This is a genomic window from Kistimonas scapharcae (assembly GCF_039540975.1).
Taxonomy (GTDB): Bacteria; Pseudomonadota; Gammaproteobacteria; order Pseudomonadales; family Endozoicomonadaceae; genus Kistimonas; species Kistimonas scapharcae.
Genome location: NZ_BAABFL010000124.1, coordinates 40,071 through 56,648, shown reverse-complemented (window position 1 = coordinate 56,648; position 16,578 = coordinate 40,071). Strand labels below are relative to the sequence as shown.

The window sequence follows — 16,578 nt, the reverse complement described above, 5'->3', positions numbered from 1 at the left end:
TATTTTGCCTGAAGAGCACAGGGGACGCTCTCTTCATTCAATTTAGCCTTACTTCTTCAGATCGTTAAGCGGGAGTTAAGGTGTTTTCAGGTGCATCGACTAAATGCATGCCTGGAAACACCGATAAGCCAGAAAAGAGTGCCTTAGTTATTTATCGGACGTCATGATTCCTCCCCTGTCAGTCATAAGACCGACAGGGGAGGAGTATAGATACCATTTGCTATCCCCGGTAAACGCAGGGATACCGAATGTGTATAAGGCATTGGTTAGCTTGCTGGTGATAGTTGATCAAATTGTTGCGGTAATCATCACTGAAGACCGGTATTCTTTAATCACAAAAAACGTCAACGACAATGTGATATTACTGTTCTCCGAGCAGATTGCATGGATTGGTTATGACAATAAAAAAGATCCTGCTGCCGGTCATTATTCTGGCTGTCTTCTTACTTGGCGCGTTGTTGCTGGCGGGGTATCAGCCTGATCGCCAAACTAGGGCCGCTGCTCCTCCGGGTATACTTGTCGAGACACAATCTTTGCAGATTGAAACCGTGTCTGTTCAGATTGAGAGTCAGGGCACTGTACAGCCTTCCACTGAAACCACGCTGGTGTCGGAAGTCTCTGGCCTTGTCACGGGGCTGTCGCCGGTGTTTGTCGCGGGTGGCGTATTTCGTAAGGGGGATGTGTTGATCCGGCTGGATCCCCTCGATTATGCGGTGTCGGTTCGTCAGGCAGAGGCCGCCCTCGCAGCGAGTCAGGCACGCCTCACGGAAGAGCAGGCGCGACGCCAGGCTGAAGCGGTCAACTGGCGGCAATCCGGACGGCCGTTGGCAGACGCACCACCGTTGTTGTTGAGAGAGCCGTTTATTGCGGAGGCAGATGCCAACGTCAAGGCGGCACAGGCCGAGCTGGATAAGGCGCGACTCTATCTTGGAAAAACAGAAATTCGTGCCCCCTATGATGGCATGGTCAAAAGTCGCCAGGCAGATATCGGTCAATATGTTTCTCCGGGTACACCATTGGGAGTCACCTTTGCCACCGAGAGTGCCGAGGTGCGTTTACCAGTGACGGCTAGTAGTTTGCCACTGTTGGATATACCGGCATTTGGTAGTATCGCGAACGGACCTTCGGTCACACTGACTGCGCAGTTCGGTTCCCAGGCAGTCCAGTGGAAAGGCGACATTGTTCGCAGTGAGGGTGTCGTTGAAGGCTCAACCCGCATGCATGTGCTGGTGGCTGAAGTCCATGACCCGTATGGTATGACTCAGAGAGACAGTAGGATGCCGCTGAAAGCGGGACTCTTTGTTCGTGCATCCATTACGGGTATTTCTCTGGACAGTGTGCAGGCGGTTCCCCGTTCCCTGATCCGGCGGAACAATGAAGTGCTGGTGGCTGACAAGGGGGTGATGCGTCTTCGCCAGGTGAACGTGCGTTATGCCTCGGCCGGGATGGCATATGTGGATAGTGGTTTTCAGGCCGGAGACCGCCTGATTACCACAGTACTGGAAGATCCGCTGGAGGGGATACCGATCATCGACCGCAGTCAATCCGATGGAACGGGCGAGGGGTAACCGGTGAGTAGTGAAACCTATGAACGGCAGGGTGTGATTGCCTGGTTTACCCGTAACCCTGTGGCCGCCAATCTGCTGATGTTGATCATTGTGGTCGCAGGGATTGCCGCGGCATTCAGTATTAAGAAGCGCACCTTCCCCGATTTTGAAATCAATAAAATCCAGGTGGTGATTGATTATCCTGGTGCGTCACCGGGGGATGTCGAGCAGGGCATCAGTATCCGGGTAGAGGAAGCGCTGAACGGAATTGCCGGTATCAAGGATATTGAATCCATTGCCCGGGAAGGGAGCGGAGTCACGATTATTGATGTGGAGTCCGGCTTTGAGGTGGATGATATTCTCACCGATGTCGAACAGGCCGTGGATGGCATTACCGGGTTGCCGGAAGAAACGGAAAAGCCGGTGATCAGCAAGGTCGAGAATGACCGGATGAACAATGTCATCTGGCTCTCGGTTTACGGTGATGCCAGTGCCTATTCCCTGCACCAGGTGGCAGTCAGGGTGCGCGATGACCTGTTGGCGCTACCGGAGGTCAGTAAGGTCAAGGTGTTTGGTGATGATGATCTGATTGTCGCCATCGAAGTGTCGGAGCATACCCTGCGTGAGTATCGTCTCACCTTTGCTGAAATTGCCCAGGCTGTGCGCGGTGATTCCGTGGATATTGCCGCCGGTTCCGTAGAAACGCCGGATGGCGATATTGTACTGCGTACCCGCGGACAAGCCTGGTCGCCGACGGATTATGCGCGCATCATCCTGCGTTCAAACCCTGATGGCAGTCGGTTACGACTCGGGGATATTGCCGATATCCGCGAAGAGTTTGACAGTGATGATTCGCTGTCACTGTTCAATGGCAAGCCATCCATCAGTCTGAATGTCCTGTCTGCCGGGGATGGCGATGATATTGCTTCCTCAGCAGCCGTTGCCCAGTGGGTGGATGAACATCGTGACCAGCTGCCCCAGGGTGTTGCTGTCGCAGTATGGGGGGACAGTGCTTACTACCTGCAGGGCCGCCTGGATATGATGTTGGAGAATATGCTGGCGGGTGCCGTGCTGGTCTTTCTGGTATTGAGCCTGTTCTTGCGAATTCGGGTCGCCTTCTGGGTGATTATTGGTATCCCGGTCAGCTTTTTAGGCGCCATATGGTTGATGCCGGTGGGGCCGTTTCCGGTGTTTGTGAATCTGATCAGCCTGTTCGCGTTTATCCTGGTACTGGGGATTGTCGTCGATGACGCCATTATCATCGGAGAGAGTGTTTTCACGGAAATCGGGCAGCAGGGACATACTATCGACAACGTTATCGTTGGCGTGAACCGGGTGGTCGTGCCCGCTATGTTCGGTGTTTTGACGACCATTGCAGCATTTGCCCCTGTATTAACCGTCGGTGGTCAGGCGGGACCATTTTTTGAATCCATTGGTGTTGTTGTCATCTTGTGTTTGTTGTTTTCACTGGTGGAATCCAAGTTGATTCTGCCTGCACATCTTGCCCATATGAAACGTTTACCCGCCGTCGGTGATGAAAAAGGTTGGATCAGTCGTTTGCAGGATCGCTTCAATAAATCTCTTTTGTCGTTTGTTGCAGGGATCTACCGGCCGCTGCTTGAAAGGGCTGTGATACACCGTTACGCCACCATCGCACTGTTCGTCGGTTTGTTGATGTTAACCATGGGTGCGATGAAAGGCGGTTTGGTGCGGTTTGTCTTTTTTCCGGAGGTGCCGAGTGATTTTCTTGAAGTCACGGTAAAAATGAATCCGGGAACAGCGCCTGAGGTCAGGAATCAGACCCTGGAAAAACTGCAAGTTGCTATTCGTGCATTGGATAGCGACTACCGAGAAGAACATCCTGACAGCTTCGGGTTATTGAAGCATGTTCTGATCTTCACGAACGGTGATACCGTCGGGCAGGTTGTTGTGGAAATGACCAAGGCGGAAGGTCGTACGCTGGATGCTTATGAGATTGCCGATCTCTGGCGGCAGCGGGTGGGTGATCTGCCGGGTATTCGAGTGTTGGATATCAAAGCGGGGGAGAATGCCGGTGGAGGCAAGCCCCTGTTTTTCCAGTTGAATGGCGATAATTATCCGCAGCTGCAGGCTGCCGCCCGGGAACTGGAACAGTACCTTCGCATGACGGACGGCGTGCACAGCATTGAAAACTCCTTTGAATCCGGTCGTGATGAAATCATCCTTTCACTGAAACCCGGTGCCCGGGCGTTAGGGTTGAGCCTGGCCGATCTGGGAGGGCAAATTCGTCAGGGGTTTTATGGCGAAGAAGTGGAACGTTTTCAGCGCTACAGTGATGAAATCCGGGTGTTGCTGCGCTATCCGGAGGATGAGCGCAAAACACTGGCCCAGTTGGAATGTGTCCGAATTAGAACGGCCAATGGGGATGCTGTCCCGCTGGAAGAAGTGGCTGAATTGGAACGCGGACAGGGCTATGCGTCGATCCGGCGGTTGGATGGTAAGCGCAGTATTGCCGTCAGTGCTGATGTTGATACGTCCCGTCTGGAACCGACGACAGTGATCGATGATATCAATAACGTGTTTATGCCGGAGATGCTGAAACGCTATCCAGGCATTGAACATGGACTTGAAGGCGCCAGTCTGGAAGAGCAGAAAACGCTGAGTAAACTGTCGCAGGCGGGTCTTTTGGCACTGTTTATGATTTATGCGCTGATTGCCATTCCACTGCGTTCCTATACCCAGCCCTTTATTATCATGTCTATTATCCCGTTTGGTTTGATCGGGGCTGTGTTTGGACATGGTGTATTGGGTCTTAACCTCAGTATGTTATCGATATACGGGCTTATTGCACTGGCGGGAGTGTTGGTGAATGACAGCCTGATTCTCGTCGACTTTATTAACCGGGGGCGCGAAGCGGGCATGCGGTTACGTGATGCTGTGTTGCAGGCGGGGGAAAATCGTTTCCGGGCGATTATCCTGACATCACTGACGACCTTCCTGGGGCTTGTGCCGATTCTTCTGGAAAAGAGTCTGCAGGCACAGTTTGTGATACCGATGGCAGTATCCCTCGGGTTCGGTATTTTGTTTGCGACGGTTATCACTCTTTTCCTGATTCCTGCGTTGTATATGATGCTGGATGATCTGGCTGCTATCAGGCAGCGTGTGTGGCAAGGCGCTGGTCTGGCAGCTCTGGGGAAACGGTGAGTGCTGTCTGGGTGAGATCGGGGTGGGTCGACACCGGTGCTTTCCGTTTTCCGCCGCATCCACAGGACTCCTGTCCTGCGATGCTACCGCGGCATCCCTGCCGCTGCTGCAAACGAAAAGCACCGGTGTCGACCTTCAATATCGAGGATTCAACGGGTAGGTGATGATTCGAGTTGGCTCAATCAAAGGGTGAAACTATGGGCAATGCGCTGGAAAACCTGCAGGAACATTTTCGGAAAATTCATCGCTTAACCCATCTTGCCGCGATGGGACAATGGGATCAGGCCGCCATGATGCCGCCTGGCGGCAATCAGGCGCGCAGTGAAGCTCTGGCCGAGCTGGCCGTCATTATTCATCGGGAAAAAACACACTCTCATGTTGGGGAATGGTTGGATGAGGCTGACAGTGACGCGGCGGATGCTGACAGCAAGGCTTCATTGCGTGAAATGCGCCGTGTCTGGCAACAGGCTACGGTGATTCCCGAGGCGCTGGTGCAGGCCAAGAGCCTGGCAGGCAGTGCCTGTGAGCACGCCTGGCGAACACAGCGTAAGGAAAACGATTGGCAAGGGTTTGCTGTGAATCTGGAAGCCGTTGTCAAACTCTCCAGGGAAGAGGCGCAAATCCGTGCCGAAAGCATGAATTGTTCGCCCTATGATGCCTTGCTGGATCTGTATGAGCCGGGTATGAGCATTGCAGAACTGGATCGCATTTTTGCTGACGTGAAATCCTGGTTGCCGTCATTGATTCAGACCGTGTGTGAACAGCAGAAGCAGGATGCAGTATTGACGCCCAAAGGGCCTTTCGCAATTGAAAAGCAGGCGGCGCTGGGGCGCAAGATCATGACGTTGTTGGGATTTGATTTTGATCACGGACGCCTGGATGTCAGCGTGCACCCCTTTTGTGGTGGTGTACCGGAAGATGTGCGTATTACCACCCGCTACAACGAGGATGACTTTACCCAAGCGTTAATGGGGATTATCCATGAAACCGGTCATGCCCGCTATGAACAGAATAGGCCGGCGGCAATGTTGGGTTTGCCGGTGAGCGAGTCACGCTCAATGGGAATTCATGAAAGCCAAAGCCTGTTTTTTGAAATGCAGTTGGGGCGCAGCCCGGCATTTTTATCGTTGATCGCACCGTGGATTGTTGAGTCACTTGCTTTGGGTGATGATCCGGCGCTTGAGCTGGATAACCTTTGTCGTATCTATGATCGGGTCAGCCCTGGCTTTATCCGTGTTGATGCTGATGAGGTGACCTATCCTGCCCACATCATTCTTCGCTATGAGATAGAGCGCGACCTGGTTGAAGGGCGGATTGAAGTAGCTGATATCCCTGCGCTCTGGGATGAGAAAATGCAGGCTTCGCTGGGGTTGAATACACAGGGCAATTACCGCGATGGCTGTATGCAGGATATTCACTGGACTGACGGTTCTTTTGGTTACTTCCCCAGTTATACCCTGGGTGCCATGGTCGCTGCGCAGCTATTTTCCGCACTGCGTAAGGAACAGCCGGATGTTGATGCGCAGATTCGTGCGGGGAATCTTCAGGGAATATTTGACTGGTTGCGTAACGGAATATGGCAGCAGGGTTCCCGGCTGGAAACGGATGCACTGATTCAGTCTGCAACGGGAGAAACGCTCAATCCAGCGTATTTCCGTCAGCATCTCGAGCAACGTTATTTAAAGGGTGCCTAAAAGTCTGTTTAAAGCGGTTATTGGAATCGACTGAAATAGCCTGACAGCTCAACGATGTCCTGATCGGAAAGCCGATAGGCCATAACATTCATGGTCGGGTTTTTAATTTCGCCATTGCGATAGTCGCGCAGTTTACTGGCCAGCGCGTCTGCTGTCTGGCCGGCCAGTCTGGGTCCTTTCATGGCGGGGTTGCCCTGGCCACGGGTTCCGTGGCAGCTGGCACAGCCTTTCGCTTGTACAACTGCTTGTAATTTTTCCAGTGGTATTTTGTTTGTGGAGACGTTGTCTGCGAAGGCCTGGCCTATCAGGGTTATGAGCAGAAGGCTGGTGACGGCGTGTCGGCTGGATTTCATAATGTCTCCGGGTGCTGTCCTTGCTATTGCAAAGGGATAACCGTTTGCTGGCATTATACTGGAAGAACATGATCGACTAATCCCCACAAGGGTGGATGCCATGAGTGACAGTGTTGCAGGGAAGAATGGAGCTGAAAAGACGGTTCTGGTGACTGGGGCAACGGGGTTTATAGGACGGTTCCTGGTGCCTGAGTTGCTGGCGGATGGCTGGCGGGTCATTGTGTATGCGCGCCCGCCGCTGGATCGGGTCATCAACATACTGGGGCCATCAGTCAGCGTCGTCTTGTCACTGGAAGAGTTACAGGATCAGCCCGGGATTGATGCCTGTATCAATCTTGCAGGCGAGGGGCTTTTCAATAAGCGTTGGACAACCGCACGCAAACAGGTATTGATGGACAGCCGTATCGGTGTCACCCGGCAATTGCGTGAATGCTTTGAACGACTGGATACCCGGCCTGGGGTACTGATCAGCGGTTCTGCTATCGGCTATTACGGGATGCATGGCGGTGATGTCAATCTCGCGGAACAGGATACGTCGGGTGACGACTTTGCGGCAGACCTCTGTCGTCGTTGGGAAAAGGAAGCCAGGGATATGGAGGCGTTGGGCATGCGGGTCTGCCTGCTGCGCACGGGGATTGTTCTGCACCCGGGCTACGGTGCGTTATCCAAAATGTTGCCGCCGTTTCGTTTTGGACTGGGTGGGCGAATGGGGGATGGTCATCAGGTGGTTTCTTGGATCCATATCCGCGATATGGTCAGTATTATCCTGTTTCTCCTCAGGGATTCGTCGTTATCAGGGGCATTCAATGTCACGGCACCTCATGCCGTGACCAACGATCAGCTATCACAGGCACTGGCATCAACCCTTCATCGGCCCTGCCTTTTGCCGATGCCGGGCCTAGCATTGCGCATGCTGTTGGGGGAGTCCGCTTCATTGCTGCTGAGTGGGCAACGTGTGATCCCGACCAGGGTGGTGGAGCATGGTTTTTCTTTCGCTTTCCCCAAACTGGACGATGCGCTAAAGGATCTGTTGGCGGCTCGCTAACCTGTTATTCAGATTGTGTCGTATGGTAAAGCCGATTGAAGAGGCGTGTGCAGTTTCGGTCAGCGAGACGATAGAGGCTTGCAGGTCGATTGCTGCCGCGGCGCTTCTGGCCACTGTCTTCTAGTAGATTGCCCGCCAGAAAGCGGTTACGGATAGAGCGCATGGGAGGTGCTTTGCCAAGGATGATGCGAAAGGCATCCCGGATATCCGCAAGCGTGAAGAGTTCAGGCAGGAGATAAAGAGGAATTGTTGTGTATTGGATCTTGCTTTGCAGTCGTCTGATCGCTTCTTCTACCAATGCGGTGTGATCGTAAGATAACGCGCATACAGGGCTGCCATCCTGAATATCACACCAGCATGCCAACGGACTATCGGAGATAGCCAGATCTGCACCGAGCAGGGCGCAGTAGACAACCGTCAGTGACCAGCCCCGGGAATCCCGGTAATGGTTGCCAATAGAAGCGACCTGCTCAAGATAGCCCGGTTCGGCATCGATTAATGTGCGTACCTGCCGGCGTGCCGCATCATCCAGTTCATTATCCAGTTCGGGTTTGATTCTGCCTGCCGGCAGGGCCGGTTTGACGGTAGTCGCTTGTGCATCCGGCAGACGAGTCAAGACCTGGAGTTTTCCTTCGTGTATCCGAAATGCCGCCACATCAACGGAAATCAGTGCCGTTGACACTGACATGGCGGTGGTTGTCCTTTCTGTTGGCATGAATCTCTCTAAAAGCCGTTGTTTGCGCTGCTTGCCAGTAACCGGCTGAAACCCTTTCGTCAGTATACCTGTACTGTGTTATCTTGACAGGTTAGTGAACTATATTCACTATGTTAATGAATATAGTTCATTATGTGGTCAGTTGGTTATGCGGAAGCTGGCAAGTAGAGAGCGGACGGCAGCGTTTGATGTCGATGCACAGAAGTGTTTCACACCACTTTGCCCGCAGGAATTACCGGTTCCGGAAGGCCACTTGATTGTGGAGGAGTTGAACCGTCAGGCCGCCTGTGCCCGTTATCGCATTGGCTCCAAAGATGCCCATCCGCCATCGGCGGTATGGATTGCTGATGCAGAACGGCCAGTATTGTCTCCGGTTGCCGGGGAGAATGTCGATGTCCGATGGCCGATTCACGCAGTGCCGGGTACGCAGGGTTTTGAGTTGCTGGATGGGTTGCCCGAGATTGCTGCGTACGACTACTTCGTCTGGAAGGGCGTTGAACCCGATATACACCCTTATGGTGCCTGTTACCACGACCTGGCAGAGCAGCGCAGTACGGGGGTCATAGAATTCCTTCGGCAGCAGGACGTTGATACGGTGTTGGTCGGTGGGTTGGCGCTTGATTACTGTGTCCGGACCACTGTGCTGCAATTGTTGAGGGCTGGCTTTCGGGTGGTTGTGAACTGGGCTGCCTGTCGTGGGTTGGCGCCGGATTCATCGCAGTCTGCCTGCCGGGAAATGGCTGAGGCGGGTGCTGAATTTGTTGATTCTGTCAGTGATTTTGATGGTGTTGATGACTGACGGTATCGGTTTTTTGTGATTATAAAAGAGCAGATCGTTGTATGACCGGACCGGTTATTTCGTCGTTACTGGATACGGATTTTTACAAGTTCACCATGCAGCAGGCGATTTTTCATCATTATCCTGATGCAGTGGTGGAAGCCCGCTTTCATTGCCGGACGAACACAAACCTGGCACCACTGGCGGAGCGTATTCGTGAGGAAGTCGTTGCCCTGGCAAACCTGCGTCTTTCCCTGGATGAGCGACAATGGATGGAAACGACGGGCCTGTTCCGTAAGGATTACCTCGACTATCTGCAGGCCTCGCGCCTGGATCCGGACTGCGTCACCATCCGTGCCGGTGCGCAGGGGTTGGAAATTGATATCCGTGGCAGCTGGCTGGAAATCACCCTGTTTGAAATCTACATTCTGGCGATCGTCAGTGAGTTGTATGGCCGTTATCTTGATCCGGTCATGAGTCTGGACGAAGGGCGCCGTCGGTTGTCCGATAAACTGGATCAGCTCCGTGGCGCCGCCAGTCAGCGGATGTACGACGGGTTTAGTTTTGTGGATTTTGGTACCCGCCGGCGTTTCAGTGGTGCCTGGCAGCGTGAGTTGATCGCTTGCCTGGCTGAGTCCGTGCCGACCCAGTTTACCGGAACAAGCAATGTCATGCTGGCTCGAGAGTTTGGTCTGAGGCCTGTAGGAACCATGGCCCATGAATGGCTGCAGGCGCATCAGGCGCTCGCGCCCGATCTGGGTTCCAGCCAGAAGCAGGCACTTAAGGTCTGGCTTGAGGAGTATGGCGGTGAGTTGGGTATCGCCTTGACGGATACCATTAATATGGATGCCTTCCTGAATGATTTTAATCGGGGCCTGGCTCAGGCTTATCAGGGCATGCGTCATGATTCAGGTGATCCCATTGTCTGGGGGGAAAAAGCAGTTTCCCATTATGAATCACTGGGTGTTGATCCATTAACACGAACACTGGTCTTCAGTGATGGGTTAAACCTTGATATGGCGCTACGCATCTTCCGTCATTTCCGTGATCGCATCCGTGTCAGTTTCGGGATTGGTACCTGGCTGACCAATGATGTTGGCGCCTCACCCCTGAGTATCGTGTTGAAACTGGTGAGCTGTAACGGCCAGCCAGTGGCGAAGATTTCTGATGCGCCCGGTAAGACGCTGTGCTTAGACAAGGGCTACATTGCCCAGTTGCGCCACGTCTACGGGTTGTGCTGATTTGTAACTTCAGCTGTATCCCGCTAGGATACGGCCCTGTTACCGGGGAGTAGCCTGCTCCCGGGAGTCGTCTGTCGGCTCCCTTGTAGCGTGATCATCAACACACTTGGCCCTCATGGTCATGGTGATCGCGACCTGCCGGAACCTGTCACGGGTTCCCGGGTTTGGCAAGACCGGAACGCAGTATCCTGACACCTAGGGCGGGCAGGGTAGTGTGTTCCGACGTTGTCAGACCCGCCCTTCTGGATATTTTCTTGGATGCATTGCTTGTCTCGACACTGACTGTCGCTATCGCAGAAATTGGTGATAAAACCCAGTTGCTGGCGTTACTCCTGGCCTGCCGCTATCGACGTTTCTGGCCGCTGTTCTGGGGTATCTTGATTGCTACGCTGGCGAACCATGGGCTGGCCGGATTAGTCGGGCAGTGGCTGGCGGGTGTTTTCTCGCCGGACACCCTGCAACTGCTGGTGGCGCTTTCCTTCATCGGGGTCGGGTTGTGGACGCTGATCCCCGATAAGATGGATGAAGAGGGTGACAACAGAAAACAAGTCGGGCCATTTCTGGCAACGTTGGTGGCTTTCTTTCTGGCAGAAATCGGCGACAAAACCCAGGTGGCAACGGTGATCCTGGCAGCGCGTTATGATGCACTGCTGATGGTGGTGGCTGGTTCAACACTGGGAATGATGCTGGCCAATATACCGGCGGTATGGATAGGTTGTCGTGCCGGTGATCGCTTCAAGTTGCAATGGGTGCGTTTTGTGGCGGCTGCACTCTTTATTGGTCTCGGTATTTTCAGCCTGTTTGGCTGAGAAACGGGTTGCAAACGGGCGTGCTTTCGGGGAGAATGCACCCCGCTGCCGACGAGCTCTCAGTCGGCATCTTTATGGCGGACCTTGCCGGTCCCCCCGCAATGAGCAGCTGTGAACTCCGCCAGGCCCGGAAGGGAGCAACGGTAGCAGTGCGCGCATGTGCCGGGGTGTGGCTGGTAGGGGACGCCTCCATTCTATTCTGCTCAATTCATTACTTGGATTTGTGTCTATCAAGGCGATTTCATGCAGTGGTTTCGTGCATTGCTGGTGTGATTTCAGTTAGCATATAACGTTGTAATTGCCTGAGTGTCTTCCTGTAACTGTTGTGGAATGACCTGCCGTCTGTTGCGGTTTCCCGGCTTGAGCGGGGCTGCAGATTGGCTGGCACTTGATTTCGTGTCCGGAATTGTCCCTGGAGTAATGAACAGCCAATGAGTTATCAGGTACTTGCCCGAAAGTGGCGTCCCCGTACCTTCAAGGAGCTGGTAGGACAGGTGCATGTCCTGCAGGCGCTGATCAATGCCCTTGATAGCGGCCGGCTTCATCACGCCTATCTATTCACGGGTACCCGGGGGGTTGGTAAAACGACCATTGCCCGTATCCTGGCCAAGTGCCTGAACTGCGAAACCGGTGTCACGTCGGAACCCTGTGGGCAGTGTTCCGCCTGCCAGGAAATTGATGAGGGGCGTTTTGTAGATCTCATCGAAGTCGACGCTGCTTCCCGAACCAAGGTGGAAGATACTCGCGAACTGCTGGATAACGTCCAGTACGCGCCCACCCGGGGCCGCTTCAAGATCTACCTGATCGACGAAGTGCATATGTTGTCCCCGCACAGTTTCAATGCGCTGCTGAAAACGCTGGAAGAGCCGCCACCCCATGTGAAGTTCCTGCTGGCCACTACCGATCCGCAGAAACTGCCGATCACCATCTTGTCTCGCTGCCTGCAGTTTAGTCTGAAGAACATGTCGCCGGAAAAGGTCGTGGGGCATCTGCAGGATGTCTTGGATAAGGAAGGCATTCAGTACGAATCCAGTGCCCTCTGGCAGTTGGGGCGAGCGGCGGATGGCAGTATGCGTGATGCGCTCAGCCTGACCGACCAGGCGATTGCTTTCTGTGATAACACGATTACCGAGCAGGGTGTCAGCGCCATGCTCGGTACCATTGATCGAAGCCAGGTGCTGAATGTGGTGTCGGCACTGGCGACCGGTGATGCATCCAACGTGTTGAATACTGTTGCGGGGCTGGCGGAACATGGGCCTGACTATGCCTCGGTATTGGCGGATATGCTGTCGGTCCTGCACCGGGTCGCCATTGCGCAGGCTGTTCCCGATGCCGTGGATAACAGCCAGGGGGATCGGGAAAACGTACTTTCTCTGGCGCGGCAGATGACGTCTGAAGATGTGCAGCTTTACTATCAGTCGGGCCTGATTGGTCGACGTGATCTGCCGCTCTCACCTGATCCGCGCACCGGTTTTGAGATGGTTATGCTGCGTATGCTGGCTTTCCGTCCCGACGGTGTGCCGGTGGCGCCGGTACAACCGCTGCAGCAGGGAAGAGCACCGGCAGGGCAAATGGATAGTAGTCCTGCTGTATCGACGCCGGAACAAAGCGAGCGTGAAGAACCTGAGCCTGCAGTTGGAATGGCTCAGGAGGTGCCGGAACCTGTTCAACAGGAACCGGTGCAGCAGGAATCTGCGCCTTCACACGTAGTCGATCCTGATGCGTTCAATGCTTTGGCTGCAGAATCGATAGAGCAGGAGTCTTCGCTGCAAGAGTCTGTTGTTCTGGCTGAGCCGGTAACAGTGCCTCCAGAACCTGGGTTTGTGCGACCAGAGCCCGAGGTCGCAGTCATCTTGCCTGAGGTTGTGGCGCCTGAGTTCCCCGTGACTCCTGATGCCACAGTGCCAGAGAATGTCGTTCCTGAGCCCGCGGCTGAAGAAGTATTGCCGCCGTCAACAGAGCGGCTGCCGTTATCTGCGTTAACACAGGATAGCTGGATTGCGGTATTTCAGGAGCTGCCATTGGCTGGTGTTACCCGTACAATTGCCTCCTATTGCCTGCTGGAAGCTGTCGACGGTCATCGTTTGACCATGGTGCTTGACCAGAATCACGATACCTTATACAACGACACTCATCGTCTACGTATGGAGACGGCGCTCAGTGAATATTTTGGCACGTCGGTGACGTTGGCAGTGGCGCCCGGCGTCGCTGAGCGGGAAACCCCCGCGGCCTGGCGTGAAAGGCGTCGACAGGAGCGGCAGCAGGAAGCTGTAAACAGTATTTATGCCGATGAGCGGGTACGGACACTGGTCAGCACATTCTCCGGCACCATTCTTGATCATACAATTGAGCCGGTCGACTGATCGTCGGCCGTTGAACGACGAAATACCAATATCAGACCTGCCATACAGGGCGGGTCGGTCATTATGAGGTGGATATGTTGAAAGGTGGTATGGGCAACCTGATGAAGCAGGCTCAGCAGATGCAGGAGCAGATGCAGAAAATGCAGGAAGAGCTGGCCAATGCCGAAGTGCAGGGTGAGTCCGGTGCCGGTCTGGTACAGGTGGTCATGAACGGGCGTCACGATGTCCGCCGTGTCACCATCGACCCCAGCCTGATGACTGAAGAGAAGGAAATGCTGGAAGATCTGCTGGCTGCGGCAGTGAACGACGCTGTGCGCAAGCTGGAAAAGAACCAGCAGGAACGTATGGCTGAGTTGACCGGTGGCATGGGTTTGCCTGCCGGCTTCAAGATGCCTTTCTGAGACACTACAAGCTATGTCATTCAGTCCGCTAATTGTTCGCCTGATGGAGACCCTGCGCTGTTTGCCGGGTGTCGGACCCAAGAGCGCCCAGCGCATGGCCATGCACCTGCTGGAGCGTGACCGGGAAGGGGCGCTTGCGCTCGCAGAGACCCTTCAGGCTGCCATGGAAGGGGTAGGACGCTGCAAGCGGTGTCGTACGCTAACTGAGACTGAACTCTGTGCGATCTGCTCCAGCCATACGCGGGATCAGCGATTGCTCTGTGTCGTTGAAACACCTGCAGATGTGCTGGCTATCGAACAGGCGGGGAGTTACCGCGGTTACTACTTTGTTCTGATGGGACACTTGTCGCCTATCGATGGTATTGGTCCGAATGATATCGGTGCGCCTGAGTTGCTCCGTCTTCTGGATGAGATTGAGGCTGAGGAAGTGATTCTGGCGACCAATCCTACTGTGGAAGGGGAGGCGACGGCCCATTATCTGGCGGATCAGGTACGTCGTCGTGGGTTAAAGGTTTCACGTATTGCCCACGGTGTGCCACTGGGTGGTGAGTTAGAGTACGTCGATGGCGGTACACTGGCTCATGCCTTTGCCGGGCGCCGGGAGGTCACTGCCTGACTGTGAGTCCGGCTATCTATTGTTACGGGATAGCCGGATTTATTTCGATATCAGTTGTTATTGCCTGTCTCGATCTCTTTCAACATGGCTCGCACCTTGGTCATTTCCAGACTTTCTTCAGCACTGACAGGAACGGTAGTCTTTGCTTTTGTCAGCAGTTGCTTAATTTTTTCAGCTTCTTTGCTTCCATGCAGACGATTCAGGGCGATACTGTATTCCAGCGGGATGACCGGTGGTAGAGGGGTGTGATTCATCGCCTGCTCAAACCATTTTCGCATGCTTTTCTCATTAGCGCCGTAGGTCATCCTGGCAACCAGTTTTCCTGCCTTCTCGATAATTCCTGCGTGTACACCGCCCAGTGCTGCGGCTCCGAACAGGTGGTTGGGTTGCAGGGACATTAACTGTTCAAGATCTGATTTCATTGGCCTGGTGTAACCGGTTGCCAGGGCTTCGCTGAGGCTGAGATCTTCGGCAATGCGGGCTTTGGCGTAAGCATTGCTGAACAGGACGTAATGGGTTGCTGGCTGATAATCTCGCATGCTGTCAGAGAGTGTAATCACCTCCCGTAGAAGATCGTGCTTTTCCTGGGGAGATCGCGCCAAATGCTGGGCGTAAATGCATTGTGCATAGAGCGCCGGGATATAGCCGGCGGGCCCCAATCGTATCCCGAGCTGTTTGGCTTCCTGGAATCGTCCCTCGAACAGGGCGCGCCAGGACTCCTGTAGTTGTAATGCGTAACGTTGATAGTGTGCATCATTGATAGCCTCGTGGGTGAGGGGCTGGGCGTCAGAGGTGTTGGCTTTGTTAAGTGCGTCAGTGATGATCCTGGTCAGTTCGGGATGGCGGCTCACCATGCTTTTCAAATAGGTGACATCGGGAAACGGTTCATTAATACCGGTGGTGAGACGATCCCAGTGCTTTTTCAGTTTATCGCTACTGTAATCATATTGCGGTAACGTTTCAGGATAAGCAGCCCATACATCATTTGCCTGTGTGAGGCGCGACAGTGTGGCCAGGATAAATATCAGCAGGAGAAGTGGTAATTTACGCATTACCCGTCCTTTGTCTTTTGAAAAGTTTTTTTATGGAAAACAACTGGGCTTGCTTTGCTTGTTGAGGGGAATAGTAACAAAGCGTTAAATGTTTGGGTTGGCCTCCCTGACAGGCCATGACCGGTTACAGGTCATGGCGAATATGGGGCGGTTGGCCGTTACTGGCGTACAGTGACGCTTGTAATAGTAATGGTTTCTGATGGAACATCCGCATGGGGTCCTTTACGGGTTGTACGGGTTTTACCGATCTTCTCCACCACGTTCATGCCGTCGATGACCTCGCCAAAAACGGTGTAGCCGGGTTGCGATTGCGAGCCGTCAAGGTAATTGTTATCAACCAGGTTGATAAAGAATTGGCTGGTTGCGCTGTCCGGGTTATTGGTTCTGGCCATGGCGATGGTGCCTCGCCGATTGGTCAGGCCGTTACCTGACTCGTTCCGAATCGGCTGGTGCGTCTGTTTGCGGTCCATGTCCGGCGTCATGCCGCCACCTTGTATCATGAAGTTGGCGATAACCCGGTGGAAGATGGTGCCGTCGTAAAATCCTTCGTTGGCATACTGGAGGAAGTTGCGAACGGTTTCAGGGGAGTGTTTCTTATCAAGGTTGAGGGTGATCGTACCCTGGCTGGTGTTGATATCAACGACCACGTTGTCCGTTTGAGGTTTCGGTGAGCTGGTGACCGGCTCCGGCGAGCTGGCATGACTGATACCCGTGATCAGTAACAGTAATGCGCCAACGAAAGTGAGTATGCGACTGTGCATGGTAGGTTTCCATCGCTGTT

Annotated in this window: 14 protein-coding genes, 1 other RNA gene and 1 riboswitch; of the genes, 11 read left to right on the top strand and 4 right to left on the bottom strand. The window is 54.0% G+C overall.

What is annotated here, in order from left to right; all coding sequences use genetic code 11:
* Positions 1–395: 395 nt before the first annotated feature.
* From ABD892_RS08190 to ABD892_RS08180, 3 genes are all read left to right on the top strand, one after another.
* A complete protein-coding gene (locus ABD892_RS08190; protein ID WP_345194997.1) occupies positions 396–1,568 on the top strand; it encodes an efflux RND transporter periplasmic adaptor subunit in 1,173 nt (390 codons plus the stop codon).
* Positions 1,569–1,571: 3 nt separating this feature from the next.
* Positions 1,572–4,730: an efflux RND transporter permease subunit gene (locus ABD892_RS08185; RefSeq protein WP_345194996.1), complete on the top strand. Its 3,159-nt coding sequence runs from the start codon at positions 1,572–1,574 to the stop codon at positions 4,728–4,730.
* Between the two features lie 197 nt (positions 4,731–4,927).
* Positions 4,928–6,424 (top strand): carboxypeptidase M32, encoded by a 1,497-nt coding sequence (locus tag ABD892_RS08180; RefSeq protein ID WP_345194994.1) that lies wholly within the window; start codon positions 4,928–4,930, stop codon positions 6,422–6,424.
* Positions 6,425–6,441: 17 nt separating this feature from the next.
* On the opposite strand, the gene ABD892_RS08175 is transcribed toward ABD892_RS08180, so the two are convergent.
* Complete coding sequence (locus ABD892_RS08175) at positions 6,442–6,777, bottom strand: c-type cytochrome (protein ID WP_345194993.1); 336 nt, start codon at positions 6,775–6,777, stop codon at positions 6,442–6,444.
* A 100-nt stretch (positions 6,778–6,877) separates the two neighbouring features.
* Between ABD892_RS08175 and ABD892_RS08170 the strand changes: the two genes are divergently transcribed.
* A complete protein-coding gene (locus tag ABD892_RS08170; protein WP_345194990.1) occupies positions 6,878–7,822 on the top strand; it encodes a TIGR01777 family oxidoreductase in 945 nt (314 codons plus the stop codon).
* Between the two features lie 4 nt (positions 7,823–7,826).
* Here the strand turns inward: ABD892_RS08170 and ABD892_RS08165 are convergent, their stop codons facing one another.
* A complete protein-coding gene (locus ABD892_RS08165; protein WP_345194989.1) occupies positions 7,827–8,510 on the bottom strand; it encodes an NUDIX hydrolase in 684 nt (227 codons plus the stop codon).
* Between the two features lie 175 nt (positions 8,511–8,685).
* Here ABD892_RS08165 and ABD892_RS08160 point away from each other — a divergent pair, with 175 nt between their 5' ends.
* From ABD892_RS08160 to recR, 7 genes are all read left to right on the top strand, one after another.
* Positions 8,686–9,336, top strand: coding sequence for a nicotinamidase (locus tag ABD892_RS08160; RefSeq protein WP_345194988.1), 651 nt, complete (start codon positions 8,686–8,688; stop codon positions 9,334–9,336).
* A gap of 41 nt (positions 9,337–9,377) precedes the next feature.
* Positions 9,378–10,556 (top strand): nicotinate phosphoribosyltransferase, encoded by a 1,179-nt coding sequence (pncB, locus tag ABD892_RS08155; RefSeq protein ID WP_345194986.1) that lies wholly within the window; start codon positions 9,378–9,380, stop codon positions 10,554–10,556.
* A 30-nt stretch (positions 10,557–10,586) separates the two neighbouring features.
* Positions 10,587–10,714, top strand: a riboswitch (yybP-ykoY riboswitch).
* Positions 10,715–10,720: 6 nt separating this feature from the next.
* On the top strand, positions 10,721–11,365 hold the full coding sequence (locus tag ABD892_RS08150; protein WP_425559204.1) for a TMEM165/GDT1 family protein: 645 nt from the start codon (positions 10,721–10,723) through the stop codon (positions 11,363–11,365).
* A gap of 85 nt (positions 11,366–11,450) precedes the next feature.
* An RNA gene (gene ffs, locus ABD892_RS08145) (signal recognition particle sRNA small type) lies at positions 11,451–11,547 on the top strand.
* 249 nt (positions 11,548–11,796) lie between these two features.
* Positions 11,797–13,728, top strand: coding sequence for a DNA polymerase III subunit gamma/tau (dnaX, locus tag ABD892_RS08140; RefSeq protein WP_345194985.1), 1,932 nt, complete (start codon positions 11,797–11,799; stop codon positions 13,726–13,728).
* Between the two features lie 74 nt (positions 13,729–13,802).
* Positions 13,803–14,129 (top strand): YbaB/EbfC family nucleoid-associated protein, encoded by a 327-nt coding sequence (locus tag ABD892_RS08135; RefSeq protein WP_345194984.1) that lies wholly within the window; start codon positions 13,803–13,805, stop codon positions 14,127–14,129.
* Positions 14,130–14,142: 13 nt separating this feature from the next.
* Positions 14,143–14,745 carry a recombination mediator RecR gene (gene recR / locus ABD892_RS08130; protein WP_345194983.1) on the top strand — a complete coding sequence of 201 codons (603 nt, stop codon included), beginning with the start codon at positions 14,143–14,145 and terminating at the stop codon, positions 14,743–14,745.
* Positions 14,746–14,795: 50 nt separating this feature from the next.
* Here the strand turns inward: recR and ABD892_RS08125 are convergent, their stop codons facing one another.
* Positions 14,796–15,797, bottom strand: a complete 1,002-nt coding sequence (locus ABD892_RS08125; protein ID WP_345194981.1) for a hypothetical protein — start codon at positions 15,795–15,797, stop codon at positions 14,796–14,798.
* Between the two features lie 158 nt (positions 15,798–15,955).
* Positions 15,956–16,558, bottom strand: coding sequence for a peptidylprolyl isomerase (locus tag ABD892_RS08120; protein ID WP_345194979.1), 603 nt, complete (start codon positions 16,556–16,558; stop codon positions 15,956–15,958).
* Between the last annotated feature and the right edge of the window lie 20 nt (positions 16,559–16,578).